We start from the raw sequence: 17,905 nt of genomic DNA, 5'->3' as shown, positions 1-17,905 counted from the left end.
AACAATGTGAGGAGTTATCAAAAAAAATTGCATAAAAAGTTCGACCTTTTGTGTCTAAAATATTGACATTGATCCAAAGGATGATTTATCTTACTCTCGTCAGATAAATCTAAAATTATAAAAAAACACAATGTGATGTTCAGTTGACCGAACGAATTAATAGTTTTTTATCTTAATTCTACAACCAACCTAAAATTCCGTAGGCACGGAGGAATTTTTTCCTTGTACCACCGTGGGAGCGAAGTAACAATGCTGAAAGAGCGATTTAAAAAAATTCTAATAAATCTTGGCTGAAAAATTGTAAAATGCTTAGATATTTTAATTGTTTGAGCGTTCTCTCAGCGAGTTATTGAAATTTCTTAGTATTTTACGATTTTTTTGCCTTAGATTTATAGAATTTTTTTAATGCGACGAAGCATTGTTACTTCGCACTTTTTTAAATAACCGTGATTGCATTAACCGGGCATGATTCTTCTGCCTCTTTTGCACCTTCCTCTGATTCTCTAGGCACATCTGTAATTTTAACAAATGCCTTTCCGTCATCATCATCCATTTGAAAAACTTCATTACAAAGATTTGGACATAATCCGCACCCAATACATACACCTTTATCAACACTAGCCTTCATTATACTGCCTCCACTATGTTTATTCATACTCTTTATAATAGCCAACTAATTATTTTTTATTCAAATAAAACTCAACAAAATAGTTTCAAAAAAACTTTCAGCAAATTTAAAATCATATATCTTTTTCTTATTTTTAATGTTAATATTGCAATTATATTTAAAACATGTTAACATATTGTTAATTAATCATTTGCAAAATTATATTTTGTTCAATAATTTGTTTGTATTTAAATTTTTTACTTATCCCTCTATATTTATCCTTTTTTATCACATAATAATAGTAAATTTATTATAAAGGAGTGCATAAAAATGCCCAAAAAAATAATCACCATAATGCTCGTTCTGTGTTTAAGTCTTGTTACCTTAGCTGGCTGTGGCAAAACTACCAGTACATCTTCTGGCGATAACTCTCTTGATAGAGTAAAAAAAGCCGGTCAAATGGTTATAGGTATTGATAACACATATCCTCCAATGGAATTTAAAAATAAGTCAACTGGTATTAATGAAGGTTTTGACGTTGATATTGCAAATGCAGTTGGTAAAAAACTTGGAGTAAAGGTTAAATTTGTTCCAAATGCTTGGGATGGAATTTTTCTTGCTCTTAAATCTAAAAAATTTGATTTAATTCAATCAAGTGTAAGTATGACGGATGATAGAAAAAAGGCAATGATTTTTAGTGATCCTTACATATATGGCGGTAATGCTATATTTGTAAAATCAGATAATACTACTGTAAAAAGCGATAAAGATTTTCCTGGCAAGGTAATAGGCTGTCAAGCTGGAACAACTGCTCAAGATGTACTTAGTAAATTGTCTGGACTTAAGGATGTAAAAAAATACGAGGCCATGACAGACGCATTTTTAGATCTTGAAAACGGAAGAACAGCAGCAGTTGTAACTGACCCTATGGTTGGAGATTATTATAACGTTACTGCTCCAGGAAAGTTTAAAAAATTAAAATCTTCTTTGTCGAAAGAACCAATAGGAGTTGCTTTTAGAAAAGATGATAAAGCTTTAAGAGATGCTTATAACAAAGCAATGAATGAACTAAAAAAAGATGGTACTCTATCAAAAATATCTAAAAAGTGGTTTGGACTTGATATATATGCAGAACAGTAAAAAAAAGTGCGAAGTAACAATGCTTCATCGCATACACATACAAGTGGTTTGGGCGTAAGCCCCATTATCCTTGTAGAATAAGATAAAAAATTCTAAAATCCTACGAGACTATAATAACTTAAACGATCGAGAGACTATTAACCATATAGAAAACTTTGCAAAATCCACATTTTCTATATAATTTTTATTATAGGAGCATGTTAAAAACATAGGTATTCTTTTTTACGAATCGCTCACAAGTCTTTATGTGTAGCATGGTAAAAACTATAGCATACATTTTTTAACATCCTCCTATAAAATTTAAATCAATTGAAGTACTTTGTCCAATTTTAAATTATTATTTTCATAACAAATTACACTAAAGGATACTTACAATAAAGCTTCACATGAATAAAAAAGTGGCAGTACTTTATCAAAATTCACCATATTAATTTTTCGAAAGATAATCATACACAACATGAGGTGTTCCTAAAGTTAAATCTGTAATAATATGTGAAGCTGACACAATTTCTAATACAGGTAAATCAGCTAAAGGAGCTAGTGCATGGCTAAATAACTGCAAACGTGCGCAACCAGTCCAGGCACCATGAATTGTAATATTCTTATTTTCCGCACATACAAGCTCACATATCCTTGGCTTTCCATCATACCCTTGAATAATTTTTACCATAAAATTAGGACGTGAAATCTGATTGTATGCCTCTTTAATATCTAACTCTTCATATTTGTATCCCATCGTAGCAGTGGCCACTGGTAAAGTTCCATATTTTAAAGTTCCAACTAAAGTATCGGAATCAACAAATAATCTCGGAGTACCGAGTTTTTTAGGATAAGCACTGCTCTCTCGTCCAACTGCAATTGCCGGTTCATTATCCAGGTACATCATATGCAGATAGTCACCTTTAACCCCATTAAATTTTACAGGAATAGCTTGCCCGCACTCAGTATATGAACCTAATCCAGTTGCATCTGGCATTGCCATCATTTCAAATCTAACAAATCCTCCATCTACCTCTAATGGTTCTGGTACTACCTTTTTTAACGCTTCTAAATCAGTACGATAAACTATATTTAAATATTCTCTATTAAAAAACTTATATGGACCTTTAGGAAATACCGGAGCAGTAAGTGGAGTTGTTATTTGTTTAGACACTTCACTTTCTAACATAAAATATTCACACTCTTTTCTAAATCTTTCATTAAAATATTTAAAGCTAAAATCTACATGCTCATAGTTTTTAAATTATCTGGGATAATTAAATTTGCTTCTGTTAATGACTTAATCTCATCAACTGTTGTCTCTTTACAAATCTCTTTTAATACCAGTCCATCATTTGTTACTTGTATCACACAAAGTTCTGTAACAATTAAATCTACTTGAGCTTTTGCAGTGAGGGGAAGCCTACATTTCTTTAAAATTTTAGGTTTTCCATTTCTAGTATGCAACATTGCTACGATTACCTTTTTTGCACCTATTGCTAAATCCATGGCACCTCCCATTCCAGGCACCATCTTATTTGGCACAACCCAATTGGCCAAATTACCCTTTTCATCAACTTCTAAAGCACCAAGAACAGCAATATCAATATGACCACCTCTAATAAGTGAAAAAGACATTGAACTATCAAAGAATGCACCCTGCGGCAGTAACGTTACACATTGTCCACCAGCATTTACTACTTCTTCATCCTTATCTTCTGATGCTGCTATTTCTCCCATACCAACCATACCATTCTCGGATTGAAAAACAATATTCATCTCTTTTGGTACATAATTTGCAACCAAACTTGGAAGTCCTATGCCTAGGTTTACAACCTGCCCGTCCTTTAATTGCTTTGCAACATTTTTAGCAATTATTTTCTTTGCTAATGTTTTATCTTCAATCAATTAAACTGCCTCCTTTACTATATAATTTACTAGTACCCCCGGTGTCATTATATACTCTCTTTTTAATTCTTCACATTTTACTAATTTTTCAGCTTCTACTATAACTGTTGCCCCAGCCATTGCCATATACGGATTAAAATTTTTAGTTGTAGCCCTGTAGCAAATATTTCCGAATTCATCTACAACACTACCCTTTATTATTGAAACATCCGCTGCCAGTGGGAGTTCTAACAAATATTCTTTTCCATCTATTGTTATCTTTCTTTTTCCTCGCTCTACAACTGTCCCTAAACCAGTTTGTGTTAATACACCCCCTAAACCAGAACCAGCTGCTCGTATTCTTTCAATTAAAGTTCCCTGCGGAGAAAGTTCAACTTTTATTTTGCCTTCATTCATCATTTTACCTGTTTCAGCATTAGTTCCAATATGCGAAGCAATTACCTTAGATACTTGTCCATTCCCAATAAGCTTTCCTACTCCCTCACCTGGAACAGCAGTATCATTGCTTATAATAGTTAGATTTTTAATATTTAAGCTAACTAGTAAATTAATAATGTTTTCTGGTGTTCCACAATCTAAAAAACCACCAACCATAATTGTCATTCCATCTTTAAAAATATGCTTTATATCTTCTAGCTTAACTATTTTTTTCATTTTAACTATCATCCCTTTTATTGTGCTCAAGGCACGAAGTTTAATCAAATGTTATTAAAATCTCAACTCCTCTTAGCCTGCAAGTACACATCTTCTTTGTCTTGTGAAGTTTCTTGCAGAAGTTATTCCTTCTCCCGTAGCACCTGCAATAGTAAAGGTAGTAAATCCTTCTGCTCCGTAGCCTACTCCTGCAAAAGATTTTGCATTTCTTACAAATATGGTTGTATCTATTTCATTTTCAAATCTATTCAAATTATCTATATTTCTCGAGTACATATAAGCACTGTGCTTTTTATTTTGTTCTGCTGCTTTAGCATCCTCTATTGCTTCATCAATATCTTTCACTCTTACAATCGGAAGTATTGGCATCATAAGTTCCGTCATTACAAATGGATGCTTTGCATCTACTTCACAAATTATACATTTAACATCACAAGGTGCTTTAACCCCTATTTTATCCAAAAATAATTTTGCATCCTTTCCTACCCACTTTTTATTTATTGTATATTCTAATGTTTCAGCTTTTTTCTGTAATACTAAATCCAATAGTTTTGAAGTTTGATTTTTATTTATAATTATAGCTTTGTTTTGAAGCATGTTATTTATTAATTTATCTGCTACATTTTCAAAAACAAATACCTCTTTTTCTGCAATACAAGGTAAGTTATTATCAAAAGAGCAGCCCTCTATAATATTCTTTGCAGCATTTTCTATGTCAGCAGTATCATCTACAATTACAGGAGGATTTCCTGCACCCGCTCCTATAACCTTTTTACCAGATTTCAAAAGTGTTTTTACCATACCAGGTCCTCCAGTTCCACATAAAAGTTTTATTGCCTTATGCTTTATGATTACATCTAGAGTTTCCATAGTTGGATTTTTTACAGTCGTTACCAAATTTTCTGGTCCTCCACATGAAACAACAGCTTTATTTATCATTTTTACAGCAAATGCTACACTCTGTTTTGCACCTGGATGTCCATTAAATACTACAGCATTTCCTGCAGCTATCATCCCTATACTATTGCATATAACTGTTTCAGTTGGATTAGTGGAAGGCGTTATTGCACCTATAACACCATAAGGTGCCATTTCTACTACTGTAAGTCCTTTATTTCCTGTCCAAGCGGTTGTTACCAAATCCTCTGTACCTGGCGTATATTTAGCAACCAACTCATGCTTTAATATTTTGTCCTCATATCTTCCCATTTTAGTTTCTTCTAAAACCATTTCCGCTAATTTTTCTTTATTTTTTAATGTAGCCTTTCTTATTGCATCTATAAACTTTTCTCTATCCTTTTTCGTATAGCGAATAGTTAATTTTTTTTGTGCGTATATAGCCTTATCAATAGCATCTTTAATGTCTTCAAAAACTCCTAAAGTCAAATAATAATTATTACAATCCTTAACATCTTTAACATTTGTTTCTAATCCCAAATCTTTAGATACCAATGTACTTTTACTCATAATTGTACCTCCTTAAAGTTTAAAATTAATAAACATTTAATTTAACGCTAACATGTTAGACAGTAAATTATCTTACTTTACATTAAATATACTATCACTTAATTATATAAATTTAGCCAAGAACCCTCAAAAAAACGTTTATAAACAACTAAAACGTTATCATATCATATGAATGTAAGCTAATTTTATTACATTATATCTAAGAATATTGTATATTGTATTTTACATATTATTCGCAATTTTGCTATTAATCATAATTGTCTATAAATTTAAAAATATATATAAAGGGTGTCGTATTAGCGTAAGGAATATGCTAATACGACACCCCCTCCCATGTCAGTTATCACTTAAAGCTAAAGTACCATTTCTTTTGAATAATAAGCATAGTATTTGCCATTAATGCTTTTCTCATTAACTCTTAACATTTAGAGATATAATAAATAATCGAGCTATTTAAGCTATTGGAATAGTAAAATAAAAAGTGCTACCGCTGTCTCGCAAGCTTTTACAGTAAATTTCTCCACCATGTTTTTCTACGATATACTTACAAGTTGAAAGTCCTAACCCTGAACCTTGTATACGTGAATTTCTAGACTTGTCTCCTCTGTAAAATTTATTGAATATATAAGGCATATCTTCTAGTGATATACCTACTCCATTATCTTGAATGTAAATAAATAGGTATCTGTTTTCTATGTACGATTTAAAATTTATTGTTAAATTACCGTTACTATATTTCATCGAATTACTTATAAGATTAAAAACTGCCTGATATATTCTTATTTCATCTATATTTATGATTCCCTCAGGAATATTCTTGTCCCAGATAAACTTTATATTTTTATTTTTAAGTTCTAAATCTATCTCATTTTTTGCTACTCCAATTTTTCCATATTGAAAGGATGCGTCCACATAATTTTTTATTTTATCATTCTTTTTAATCCACTCCAAAATATCCGGTGTCTTTTTTGTATCCTTTATCCTTATTCTATACTGTACATTATCAAGCCCGAACCAAAAGCTAGTTTTTTCAGATAACTTAGAAAGGTCATTATAATTTATAACCGAGAAAGCTACTACATAAGAGCAAACAAATAATACCGAAAACAATATTATAGATAATTTCTTGTAATAAAATATTTTTCTAAGTGCCTGACTTATTGGAGTAAATTTAGTTTCTATTACTTTTAAGGTAGTCCCCTTTTTATTATTAACTGGCATTCCTATCTTAAATACCTCTACTGGTGATATATTTTTTGTCCTTCTTATTACACCATAAATACTACTTAACATTAAAATTATTACAAATGCTACAGTAATTATTATTGGCAGCACCTCAAATATATTAACTCTCACTCCATATACCTTAAAATTATCTCTAAGCATAGCATTTATAAAAATACTTGCCAAAAGAGAACCTGCAAGTGCAAATGCACATACAAAAGCTCACATTATTTCATTCATAATTTCAGCACTTACTTTTGCTCTATTTATATCAATTAAAGAAATAGGTATTTTAGCAATTGAATATTAAAATTTCATTAAAAAAATGGATAAAACAATTTGATCATTACTTTATCCAAACAAATTAAATTCTCTAAGATTTTTACGATTTATTATCTAAAATTTATAAAGATTCATGCCAAAATTCCGTAGGTACGGAGGAATTTTTTCATTGCACTACCATGGGAGTGAAGAAACAATGCTGAAGGAATGATTTAAAAAAGCCCTAATAAATCTTAGATTTATAGGACTTTTTTAACACGACAAAGCATTATTACTTCACAGCTTCTTTTCTATTGTATATTGTATAACATACAATCCCAAATACCAACATTAAAGCACTAATATTAAATACCCAGTCATATCCGAGATTAGAAGCAACAACGCCTCCTACTAAAGGTCCTACACCTTGACCAACATTGGCACCAATAAAGAATGTACTTGAAGCTAGTCCTCTTTTTTCGCTTCCCATTTTATGAAAACATTCTGCTTGCAGCGCAGGTTGAGCAAATCCTTGTCCAAATGCTTTAAAAATTGCAGCCAAGATTATCATCCAAAGAAAACTTCCATGACCGAGAAGCAAGGCTTCAACAATGCCACACAGTAGTGCTGGATATAAAACAGTTGCAAGACCTTTTTTATCATAGAGTTTTCCAGCCACAGGTCTTGTAAAAATAAGAAACAATGCATTTACTACAAAGTACATTCCCACTCCAGCTATCTTACGCTGCTCACCAATTAAAACTAAAAATGAGGTAACAAGCCCATTTCCCATAAAAAACAAACCGCCGAAAAAAGATAATGGTAATACTTCGAATGCAATAATATCTTTTAGATGAATAGCACGTTTTTTAGTCAGAGTATTTTTTTTAATTGGCTTACTTTTGTTAGGTAAAAAATTCATAAACAATGCTGCTACTATTATAAGTATTGCTGATACCATAAAGGTTTTAGAGATTCCAAATCTGTTTGAGGCTTCTATTCCTATTTCAGGTCCAAAGGCAGTTGCAATAATTTGACTAATTCCAAGGTAACCTATGCCTTCTCCCATTCTCTCTTTTGGTATGAACTCTATTGCCCAAGCAACACTAGTAGCACTGGTAATACTAAAACTAGCTCCATGCAATATTCTAAAGAAAATTAAAAGTCCAATATTAGGCGCCAAACTATAACCTAAGGTTGCTATACCATTTATAAAAGTACCAATTATCATTACATATTTCTTACTAGTTCTATCTGTAAGTATTCCTCCAAAGGGTCCGATAAAAAGAGCCGTAAGCGAAAACAAACCTACAATTACGCCTGCCATACTTAAGGAAGCTCCAAGGCCTATAGAATACTTTGATAATAGTGGATAGACAAGATAAAATGCTAAAAATGTAAGTATACTAATTCCTAATAAACTAATAAAATTAACATTCCATAATTTTTCACCTTTTTTTGTTTCTAGGTTTAATTCTGTTCCCTTCATTTATAATTTCTCCTATCCTTATAAACATGTTAGAAGCCTAACAATTTTAACACCTATACAATATCACAATATAGTTGAACGGTCAACCATATTGTGATATCCTATACATGTATAAACCCAGATTATGGTTAATTAAAAACAAATACTAACAAATATTACTATTTATTAAGAAAGGGTGACATTTTAATGAAAGAATCAGAAGTAGAAAAGCTGTGGAATTCTTCATATATTTTAATGCTAATAATAAATGCTCTTATATTTACTGGTTTTACTATGATGACACCGGTACTGCCTAAATACGCAATTAGCTTAGGGGCAACTATGTCTATTGCTGGTTTAATCGCAGGCGTCTTTGCCATTACATCTATTGCTATTCGTCCATTTGCTGGATTTTCAACTGATAAATTCAACAAGAAAAAGTTACTAATTATTTCAACTATTTTTCTATCCCTTTCTGCCTTAGGTTTAAGGATATCAACTAATATGTACTCACTTTTTTTCTTTAGAATTGTTCAAGGTATATCATTTTCCATGAGTGTTACAGTAAATAATGCACTTGCTACAACATACATCCCTAAAAAAAGAATAGGTGAAGGAATAGGATTTTTGGGATTGGGCTACATTTTTGCAACTGCAATAAGTCCAAATCTTGGGCTCAAAATTTCATCACAATTTGGATTTAAGTATGTATTTTATGCGTCTTGTGTTATTATTATGATTGCAGTAATTCTTATTACCATGATTCCATATAGAAACCCAAATACAGAAACTTCAAATGCACATAAATTTCAAATTAAAATTGATGATTTTTTTGATAAAAGATTAATTATTTTTGCTGTTCTAGCTTGTTTATTCACTTTTATGAATGGAGCTATAGGCAGCTTTTTAGCTTTAATAGGTGATGAAAAGCACATCACAAACATTGGTTATTATTTTACAGTAAACGCTATTGTAATTCTTATTATTAGACCAATTTCAGGTAAAATACTTGATAAGAAAGGTCTCGGAATTATAGCATTTCCAGCTTTTATCTTGGCCATAGTAGCAGCAGTATTGCTTGGAAGTTCTAAATCTCTTTTGATGATACTTTTGGCAGCAATTTTTTATGGAATTGGACAAAGTTCACTTTCTCCAGCGCTTCAAGCTACCTGCGTAAAAAAACTAGGACCTAGTCGAGTAGGCGTCGCAACAAGCACCTATTTTATTGGCTATGATGCTGGGCAAGGACTAGGACCAATTATAGGTGGAACAATAGCAGGTAAATTTGGATTAGCTCCTCTTTTTTATAGCTGCGGAGTTATATTATTTGCTGGCATAGTTATATATTACTTGTACTCATCAAAAGAAAAACATAAAATCTTAAAAAATACTGAAAATACACAACGATTATAAGGAGAATTTATGGATAACAAAGCACTTGATTTAATCGGATTAACCGGCTGCCTATATAGATGTGCTCAAACTTATTTTGATAGAGAACTAAAAAAATTTGACCTATCCATGGCAACTTATCCATATTTACTTTCACTTAGCAAATATGAGGGTATAAATCAAAATGAAATAAGCAGAAAATTATATGTAGACAAATCAATGTCTGCAAAATCTATTAAAAAATTAATAAATCTTGGATATGTAACTAAAAAAGAAGACAAAGAAGATGCAAGAGCATATAAACTCTATTTAACAGATAAAGCAAAAGATATAATCCCTGAAATATTAGAAATCAGAAATAAATGGATTGATATTCTATCACAAGGCAGTAATGATGAAAAAATAGAAGCTTCTATAGACTTTTTGTGGAAAGCCTTAGGGAACGGAAAAGATGAGCTGTCACACTAAAAAAGCAGCAATAAGTTCTAGATTTTCTTCCGCTTTGCTACAGAAAATCTAGAACTTATTGCTGCCGCCATTATATATAATGGACTATACAAGCTTACCTCTAAAATTCCGTAGGTACGGAGGAATTTTTTCCTTGCACCTCTGTGGAAGCGAAGTAACAATGCTGAAGGAACAGTTTAAAAAAATCCTAATAAATTTTTTTATCTTAGATTTATAAGATTTTTTTAATGTGACGAAGCATATTATTACTTCGCATTTTCAACTACAAATTTATAAATCATCTCTATTAAACCATCTACATACTCATTTCTATACTTTTCATCCTCAATCCTAGTAATAACACTGGCATTCCCCTTAATTGTATTAATTAATATGTCATACTTTAATTCAAAATTAACTAAAGCTTTGCCGTTACCAGCACTTTCGAAAAATGGTTTAAGCAGCTTTTTTACTCTTTCATTGTGATTTTGAAATATTATTTCTACTTGAGCATACTCCTTTTTTAAGCTATCTATCTCTTCATATATGTGACCGCTTTTATAGAGGCTTTCTATCCCAACCTGCAAATATGCTTTAAAAATTTCACTTGAAGCTTCAGTATTTATTAAAGCTTTATCAACAAGCTCCTCTAATAACGCATAAGAATAATCACAATCACCCTGAAAAATCTCCAAAAATATATCTATCTTATCTTTAAAATAATTATAAAAAACACCTGTTGATACTTCTGCATTACTAGCTATTTCTTTGGAATTAGTATTATAAAAACCTTTTTCCTTAAATAATTTATCGGCAGAAGTTATGAGTTTTTCTTTATTTTCTAATGTTCTTTTTTGAACAGCTCTTTTTCGCTTTTTCTCCATTCTGCATCCTCCTATAATTCAATTTTATGACCACTTAGATCTATAGTCAATATTAAAGTGAAATAAAGTTCATTTTAATATTGACTTTTATATTTGAGGAGCTTAAAATGAAATAAAGTTCATTTTAATTTATTTTTAAAATAAACAACGGTTGTAGGCTTTTAATTTTCTATATGAATTAATGAAATGAGGGACAAATATGATTGAAAACAATTGTAATATAAAAATCACTCCAGAAAAATCTTTTATAGATGAAACAGTAGACATAAAAATAGATGGATTGCCTAAAAATGAAAAAGTGCTTATTCGAGCAATTAGTAAGGACTATTATTGCATAAATACCGGTATGACAGAACAGGGAAAGAGTTCAATATGGGAAGCCTATGGAATCTTTATGACAGATAATAATGGGAATATTGATTTAAAAAACACTGCCCCTATTGAAGGGACTTACAAAACTTGTAATTCTATGGGACTCTTTTATTCTATGAGGATAAAAGAGCTCCATAAATGTATCCCTACTCAAAAGCTTGATGAAGTTAGTGAAAATAGAAATTACACTGTTCTTTTTACCGTTGAAATTAATGATAGAGTTTTAGCATCACAAGAGCATACAAGATTGTTTTGTGATGAAACAATAAAAAGTGAGACAATTATAAATAAAAATCTTGTGGCACGTTATTTTACAAGCGATAAAATTGAAAAAAGACCTGCGATTATTGTCGTAAGCGGAAGTGATGGGAGAATTGAAAAAGCTCAAGCAATTTCAGAGGTCTTTGCAGCAAAAGGTTACTCTGCACTTGCAGTATGCTACTTCGGAATGGAAGGAACTTCGCCTTATCTAAATAAAATACCTCTTGAAATAATTAAAAATGCTATTGATTGGTTAAAAATGCAGAATACTGTTGATGAAAATCACATTGCCATTTATGGGAGATCAAAAGGTGGGGAATTAGTTCTTCTTGCAGGCTCTCTTTTTAAAGAACTAAATTGTGTTATTGCAAATGTTCCAAGCTGCTATGTATATGAAGGATTAAAAGACACAATGCCTTCTCACCAATCATCATGGACATATGAAAACAAGGAGCTCCCTTTTTTAAAATTTTCTATGACCTTACTTGTACAAATGGTTATTAAACAGCTTCTTGGACAAAAAAATCTCATGCCCTGGATGTATAAAAATTTAATTAAAAGAGGAGATACAAGTGCAGCTTCAATTGCAATAGAAAAAATAAACGGTCCAATTTTAATGTTATCTTCGGCATCAGATAATATATGGCCATCACTATTACATTGTGAAATAGCATCGAAAAGATTAGCCGAAAAAAAATTCAAATACAATTATAAGCATTGCACATATGAAAAAGCTGGTCACATGCTTACACTTCCATTTCAAGCCATATCCTCCTTAAAAAAATGCAATGGTAACTTAGAAGATTGGTCAAAAGCTTGTGTTGATTCTTGGAGGGAAACAATTGAATTCTTGAATAGCTGGAGAATAGGAAATATGAACTGTGACACCAATAATTGTTAAACTGTAATTTAAAACTATTGCGAACTAAATCAGTTAACAGTTCACAATGCACAATTCAGAATTTAGGATGATTTTCTTCCGTTTCACTGCAGAAAATCTAAAATGTATAAATGGTGCTATTTTCATATAAAGATTTATATATCATGGACTATACAAGCTTACATCTGAAATTCCGTAGGAACGGAGGAATTTTTTCCTTGCACCACTGTGGAAGCAAAGTAACAATGCTGAAGGAACAGTTTATGATTTTTTTGCTTTAGATTTATAGAATTTTTTTAATGTGACGAAGCATTGTTACTTTGCACTTTCTTAGCCTTTTCAACCGCCTGTACTCTGTTTGACACCCCCAGTTTAGAATAAATATTAATAAGATGAGTTTTCACCGTGGCTAAGGATATATTAAGTATTTCACATATCTCCTTATTTGAATGTCCCTCACAAAGCACCTTTAAAACTTCTTTTTCTCTTTCACTTAAGAGTTCATCCTCTTTATTAGCTTTTCTTGGCTCCTCTATATCAATTATCTTTTGCACGAACTCTTTTTCTTTATTTGTAAGTTCTATATCTTTATCATTTTTAAGCTTTTTAATAAGTTGAAGCAGTGGCTTCCCTTCAATTATATACACTGTTAAATAACCATTTTCTATACTGTAATGAAGGGCTTCTCTAAGCAAATTATATATTTCCCTTTTCTTAAGCTCAAAATCATCTTTGATAATCATTATTTTAACTATGAGTCCATCTATAAGATTAGTTTTTACATGGTATTTTCTGCAATATTCTAAAATTTCATCTATGGCTTTTAGCGCTTCCTGCTTACTTGAAAGCAAATATAGCACTCTTGAATAAATTATTTTATCCTCAGGTCTTATATATTTCCATTCTCTTCTTTTTCTTTCAAATATATTCTTAAACTGCTGCAAATCTTCTTTTTCATAAAACTTCATTGGAAGCATGTATTTAAGTTTAACTGTATAACCTTGAAGTGGTATAAAAGAATCTATATATACTTTTGTAAGCTCATCTGCAATCTTTTTTCCTTCTTCAATTTCTTGTTTTATAAATCTAAGCTCCATTTGATTATAAATAATTCCAAACTTTGTAAATGAGTGTTTTTTCTCTATTTCTTCTGCTGCTAAGCTTAAACTTTTTTCTGCTTTAGCTATCTCATATCTCTTCATATATATCCCTGCAATGCCAAGGTAATATAGACTTTTATATGCACCATTAAATCCACTTTTATCGGTCAAAATTTTTATTTCTCTATATTTTTCCATAACTTTAGAATACTCGCCCATGTCCTCAAGTATAAGTGCTATTTGACATTTTGCAAAAACACTTAAAAAAAACATATTATATTTTCCAGCAATTTTATCAGCTTCCACTGCATATTTCATTACCTTTTCATACTCATTCTTGCTCAAAAATACAAGCTGCATATTAAGATATATAACTGCCTTTGTAATTTCGCTTACCTTAAGCTTTTCTACTAATTTTAAATCCTCTTCTTTAATTTCGCTGCAATAATTGTAAACATATATTTTGGATATATTAGCAAGTAACTTGGCTTCCCTTGAACCATTTTTCTCAATATAATTTATTATGCCCTTACACTCATCTACCTGAATACTTGAAAAATCATAAAAAATTCGCTGCACTACAAGTTCATTGCTCGTTATTAAGCTTTGAAGTGGCATTTCCTTTATAAATGTCCAAGCTTCTGGAGATGAAATGTTTTCTTCTATTAAAGGTATTGCCCTGTCATAGGCTTTTATTGAAAAAAGATGTCTTATACTTTCACTTATATCTCCATTCTCCTTTAAAAAATTATATGCTCTTAAATGAAGCTTACTTTTTTCTTCATCAGCCAATTTATTAAAACTCATATTTAAAAATTCATTAAAAAGATGATGATACCTAAACGCAGTTTCTTCTTCATTAAGAGTTATTATAAACAAATTCTTATCAACCAAAGAATTTATTATATCTGCCGAATCATTTATTTCTAACACATAATCTGTTAAATCCGCATTAAAATATTTAAGTATAGAAGTTTTTATAAGAAACTCTCTCTCGCGCAAATTAAGTCCTTTTAATATTTCCTCTGTCAAATATTCAATGACATACTTATTTAAAACATTGATTTTTTCAATATGTCCCTTATTTTTTAATGCTAAAGCAGTAAATTGAAGTCCACCTATCCATCCCTCAGAAATAGTAAAAATCTTATTCAAGGCTTCTTCAGATATATCAATCTTCAGCGTATTATGCATAAAATCTAAGCATTCCTCCTTTGAAAACTTGAGCTCAGTTTCATCAATTTCTAAAAGCTCGCCCCTAACCCTGAGTTCCCCTAAATAAATCGGGAATTCCTCACGCGTTAAAAATGCATAGTGAACATTTTGAGGTGAATATTTTATAAGATACTCTACTGTAGAATTTAAGTTTTTCTCTTTGATATGATGATAATCATCAAATACTATCAAAATATCTTCTTCCACACACATTTTATTTATTATATAAGATATTATCTCAAGGATTTCATTATTGTTTGTCATTCCATTTAGGTTGTTAATAAGTTTTTCACTTTCTCCTGGCAAATAATCTGAAATTGCTTCTATAAAATAATACCAAAATGAATAGATTTCATTATTATCTTCATCTAGATTTATCCATTTTACATGTTTAAGCTTTTTATCCTTTATAAAAGAAGAGAGAAGTGTTGATTTTCCGCTACCTGCTGCTCCCTTAACTATTGCTACTTTATAATCAAATATATCATTAATAAGCCGTTCTCTTTTTATACAATTCTTCCTAGGAATTGGTGCTATAAGCTTTGTTCTTATTAAATTAAATTCATTCTTCATACAATCACCCTACATATATGTATACACCTGAAATATTAAAAGTGTAAATATCTTAAATTTTACAAGTAATCTTAAAAATCTCAGAGTAAAGAGTACAGAGTAGAGAGTACAGTGAAGGTGGATTTACCTTTCGTTTCTCTCAGGTAAATCTTATAACTTATTATAGTTCAGCTGCGCTGAACACTATGCTTTACGCCATGCGTGAGCATTAAGTTTTAGATTTTTCGTAGTGTTAACGGAGAAAAATCATCCTTCACTCTACTCTCTACTCTTTACTCTCTACTCTGCTTCAAGCATACCCTAATTTTATACCTCCGGACTATAATATATCAATTAATATCTTCCAGTTTTCAAATTTCTTTTTGTAATAAATGTTCCAAGGCTAAATAGTACTAAAATTACAGCTAAAACATAAGTTAATTCTCCACAATAATTTGTTAAGCTTTTACCATTCTCAATTCCTTGAACTAAAGCTAAATAAGGCTTAAATGGGATTGCCGAAACTAAAGTATTTAAAATTTTATTATCATCTGTAAAAGAATAAAAAGTTCCTGAAAGAATAGAGGTTATTAGAATTATAGCATTGCCAAGCATAGCTGCATTATCTACATCGTCTATAAGTGAAGTTATAAAAAGTGCAAAAGCTGTACCAAGTAACATGAGTAATGCCAAAAGTCCTCCAAACTGGATATAACTAAAGCCAATATTTACATTAAACACGGCATTAACTAATATTACAGCAACATAAGTTGGAACAAAGGCTACTAAAAAATCAAAAACTCCTTGGGACATTAAATACTTGCTTCCGCTAACTGGTGAAATTAATATTCTTTTAAAGGTTCCAAAATCCCTATCCTCTGGGTAAAAAAGCATAAGATTAATTTCTAAAATCAAAACTATCATTATTAAAAAACCAATTATACTTGTTCCAACCCCTCTTTTATCTTTTGAATTTGGCATTTTAGTGACTGAACTTGGATTTTTCAAAAAACCTTCGATTTGATTTTTTAATTTATCACTTTTAATCGTGGTAATTTTAAAATCGCCTTTTCCATTGTCCTCAATTACAGCATCGTATTTATTTAATACAAGATCTGACATAGTAGGTTTTTCTTTCACTACCTTCATGCTCATATATTTATTACTTATATTCAATTTTTTATTGGATGTAACCACTGCTATGCTTGCCTTAGCCTCCATTTTGGAATTAAAATAAACTCCTCCAACTATCATAAGTGGAACAAATACAATTGCAACTAAAATTATTGCTTTTTTAGCTAATAGTCTATAAAAATTGTTTTTGAATATATTAAATAAATTCATTTATATATACGCCTCCGGTTTAAAAATTGCTTTACACAAAAGCATTAATATTATTGATCCTACTGCGAGTATTGCCATTGTTGGTGCAAACATAGAAAAATCTTTGTCATAGATTATTTTTAGCATACAGTCATTTATCCATTTTAATGGTGATATATAAGATAATTTTTGTACTGCACTGCCAAGGCTATCTATAGGAAAAAACATTCCTCCAAATATTCCAAACACCGTAAGCAGCGGTGCAACAATTTTATTTGTGGCCTCTTCACTTTTAAAAATACAGCACATAAATGCCCCAAAACAGCACATAAAAAATATAAAAAACAGAATTAATATTAAAACATATATAAAATTTTCTCCTCCAAGCTTTATATTAAAAACCTTATCCTCTACTAGCATTAAAATTGTATAGCATATCCCTGCAAAAGCAGAGCAAGCTAATATCTTAGACAAGAATATATTTGAAGTATAGGTTGGCGAGTAAATAAGCCTAACATTTCCTTGTTTAATTTTCTTTTCCATAAAAGTATTAGCTTCCGTAGTTGCTATATTAAATACAAAAAAAATTGTCATTGTAACCCCATAATAATCATAAGACGTGACCTTAGTTCCATAGCTTCCTTTAGTTATGAACCCCATTATTAATATAATGATTAGCGGAAATACTGTATTGCAAAGAAAAAGTGTTGGATTCTTTGCAGTATTCATAAAGTCCATTTTAAATATCTTAAATAAATTCACTTTGTTTTC

15 protein-coding genes are annotated in these 17,905 nt (G+C 30.7%); 4 read left to right on the top strand and 11 right to left on the bottom strand.

Annotated elements, in window-relative coordinates; all coding sequences use genetic code 11:
• Positions 1–436: 436 nt before the first annotated feature.
• On the bottom strand, positions 437–628 hold the full coding sequence (locus ACJDT4_RS07895; protein WP_406787004.1) for a ferredoxin: 192 nt from the start codon (positions 626–628) through the stop codon (positions 437–439).
• 309 nt (positions 629–937) lie between these two features.
• Between ACJDT4_RS07895 and ACJDT4_RS07890 the strand changes: the two genes are divergently transcribed.
• Positions 938–1,747 carry an ABC transporter substrate-binding protein gene (locus ACJDT4_RS07890; RefSeq protein WP_406787003.1) on the top strand — a complete coding sequence of 270 codons (810 nt, stop codon included), beginning with the start codon at positions 938–940 and terminating at the stop codon, positions 1,745–1,747.
• 427 nt (positions 1,748–2,174) lie between these two features.
• On the opposite strand, the gene adc is transcribed toward ACJDT4_RS07890, so the two are convergent.
• The 6 genes from adc to ACJDT4_RS07860 all read right to left on the bottom strand — a co-directional run bounded on the left by adc (position 2,175) and on the right by ACJDT4_RS07860 (position 8,729).
• The gene (adc, locus tag ACJDT4_RS07885) at positions 2,175–2,915 is read right to left on the bottom strand and encodes an acetoacetate decarboxylase (RefSeq protein ID WP_406787002.1); all 741 of its coding nucleotides are present in this window, start codon (positions 2,913–2,915) and stop codon (positions 2,175–2,177) included.
• A gap of 53 nt (positions 2,916–2,968) precedes the next feature.
• Positions 2,969–3,634 (bottom strand): 3-oxoacid CoA-transferase subunit B, encoded by a 666-nt coding sequence (locus tag ACJDT4_RS07880; RefSeq protein ID WP_406787001.1) that lies wholly within the window; start codon positions 3,632–3,634, stop codon positions 2,969–2,971.
• The gene (locus tag ACJDT4_RS07875; RefSeq protein ID WP_406787000.1) at positions 3,635–4,288 is read right to left on the bottom strand and encodes a CoA transferase subunit A; all 654 of its coding nucleotides are present in this window, start codon (positions 4,286–4,288) and stop codon (positions 3,635–3,637) included. It lies immediately after the preceding gene.
• 72 nt (positions 4,289–4,360) lie between these two features.
• Positions 4,361–5,755: an aldehyde dehydrogenase family protein gene (locus tag ACJDT4_RS07870; RefSeq protein WP_406786999.1), complete on the bottom strand. Its 1,395-nt coding sequence runs from the start codon at positions 5,753–5,755 to the stop codon at positions 4,361–4,363.
• A 453-nt stretch (positions 5,756–6,208) separates the two neighbouring features.
• Positions 6,209–7,165 carry a sensor histidine kinase gene (locus tag ACJDT4_RS07865; RefSeq protein ID WP_406786998.1) on the bottom strand — a complete coding sequence of 319 codons (957 nt, stop codon included), beginning with the start codon at positions 7,163–7,165 and terminating at the stop codon, positions 6,209–6,211.
• A gap of 367 nt (positions 7,166–7,532) precedes the next feature.
• Positions 7,533–8,729 (bottom strand): MFS transporter, encoded by a 1,197-nt coding sequence (locus ACJDT4_RS07860; protein ID WP_406786997.1) that lies wholly within the window; start codon positions 8,727–8,729, stop codon positions 7,533–7,535.
• Between the two features lie 186 nt (positions 8,730–8,915).
• Here ACJDT4_RS07860 and ACJDT4_RS07855 point away from each other — a divergent pair, with 186 nt between their 5' ends.
• Both ACJDT4_RS07855 and ACJDT4_RS07850 read left to right on the top strand, forming a co-directional pair.
• Entirely contained in the window at positions 8,916–10,121 is a 1,206-nt protein-coding gene (locus ACJDT4_RS07855; protein ID WP_406786996.1) for an MFS transporter, read from the top strand.
• Positions 10,122–10,130: 9 nt separating this feature from the next.
• A complete protein-coding gene (locus ACJDT4_RS07850; RefSeq protein WP_406786995.1) occupies positions 10,131–10,568 on the top strand; it encodes a MarR family winged helix-turn-helix transcriptional regulator in 438 nt (145 codons plus the stop codon).
• A gap of 245 nt (positions 10,569–10,813) precedes the next feature.
• Here ACJDT4_RS07850 and ACJDT4_RS07845 read toward each other — a convergent pair whose 3' ends face one another.
• On the bottom strand, positions 10,814–11,431 hold the full coding sequence (locus tag ACJDT4_RS07845; RefSeq protein ID WP_406786994.1) for a TetR/AcrR family transcriptional regulator: 618 nt from the start codon (positions 11,429–11,431) through the stop codon (positions 10,814–10,816).
• A gap of 199 nt (positions 11,432–11,630) precedes the next feature.
• Between ACJDT4_RS07845 and ACJDT4_RS07840 the strand changes: the two genes are divergently transcribed.
• Positions 11,631–12,965 carry an acyl-CoA thioester hydrolase/BAAT C-terminal domain-containing protein gene (locus ACJDT4_RS07840; protein ID WP_406786993.1) on the top strand — a complete coding sequence of 445 codons (1,335 nt, stop codon included), beginning with the start codon at positions 11,631–11,633 and terminating at the stop codon, positions 12,963–12,965.
• Between the two features lie 275 nt (positions 12,966–13,240).
• Here ACJDT4_RS07840 and ACJDT4_RS07835 read toward each other — a convergent pair whose 3' ends face one another.
• The 3 genes from ACJDT4_RS07835 to ACJDT4_RS07825 all read right to left on the bottom strand — a co-directional run bounded on the left by ACJDT4_RS07835 (position 13,241) and on the right by ACJDT4_RS07825 (position 17,896).
• Positions 13,241–15,832 carry a winged helix-turn-helix domain-containing protein gene (locus ACJDT4_RS07835; protein ID WP_406786992.1) on the bottom strand — a complete coding sequence of 864 codons (2,592 nt, stop codon included), beginning with the start codon at positions 15,830–15,832 and terminating at the stop codon, positions 13,241–13,243.
• A gap of 333 nt (positions 15,833–16,165) precedes the next feature.
• Complete coding sequence (locus tag ACJDT4_RS07830) at positions 16,166–17,155, bottom strand: ABC transporter permease (protein WP_406786991.1); 990 nt, start codon at positions 17,153–17,155, stop codon at positions 16,166–16,168.
• A complete protein-coding gene (locus ACJDT4_RS07825) occupies positions 17,156–17,896 on the bottom strand; it encodes an ABC transporter permease (RefSeq protein ID WP_406786990.1) in 741 nt (246 codons plus the stop codon).
• Between the last annotated feature and the right edge of the window lie 9 nt (positions 17,897–17,905).

Source organism: Clostridium neuense (assembly GCF_045310695.1).
Classification (GTDB): Bacteria; Bacillota; Clostridia; order Clostridiales; family Clostridiaceae; genus Clostridium_S; species Clostridium_S neuense.
This window is presented reverse-complemented; position numbering and strand designations above follow the sequence as displayed.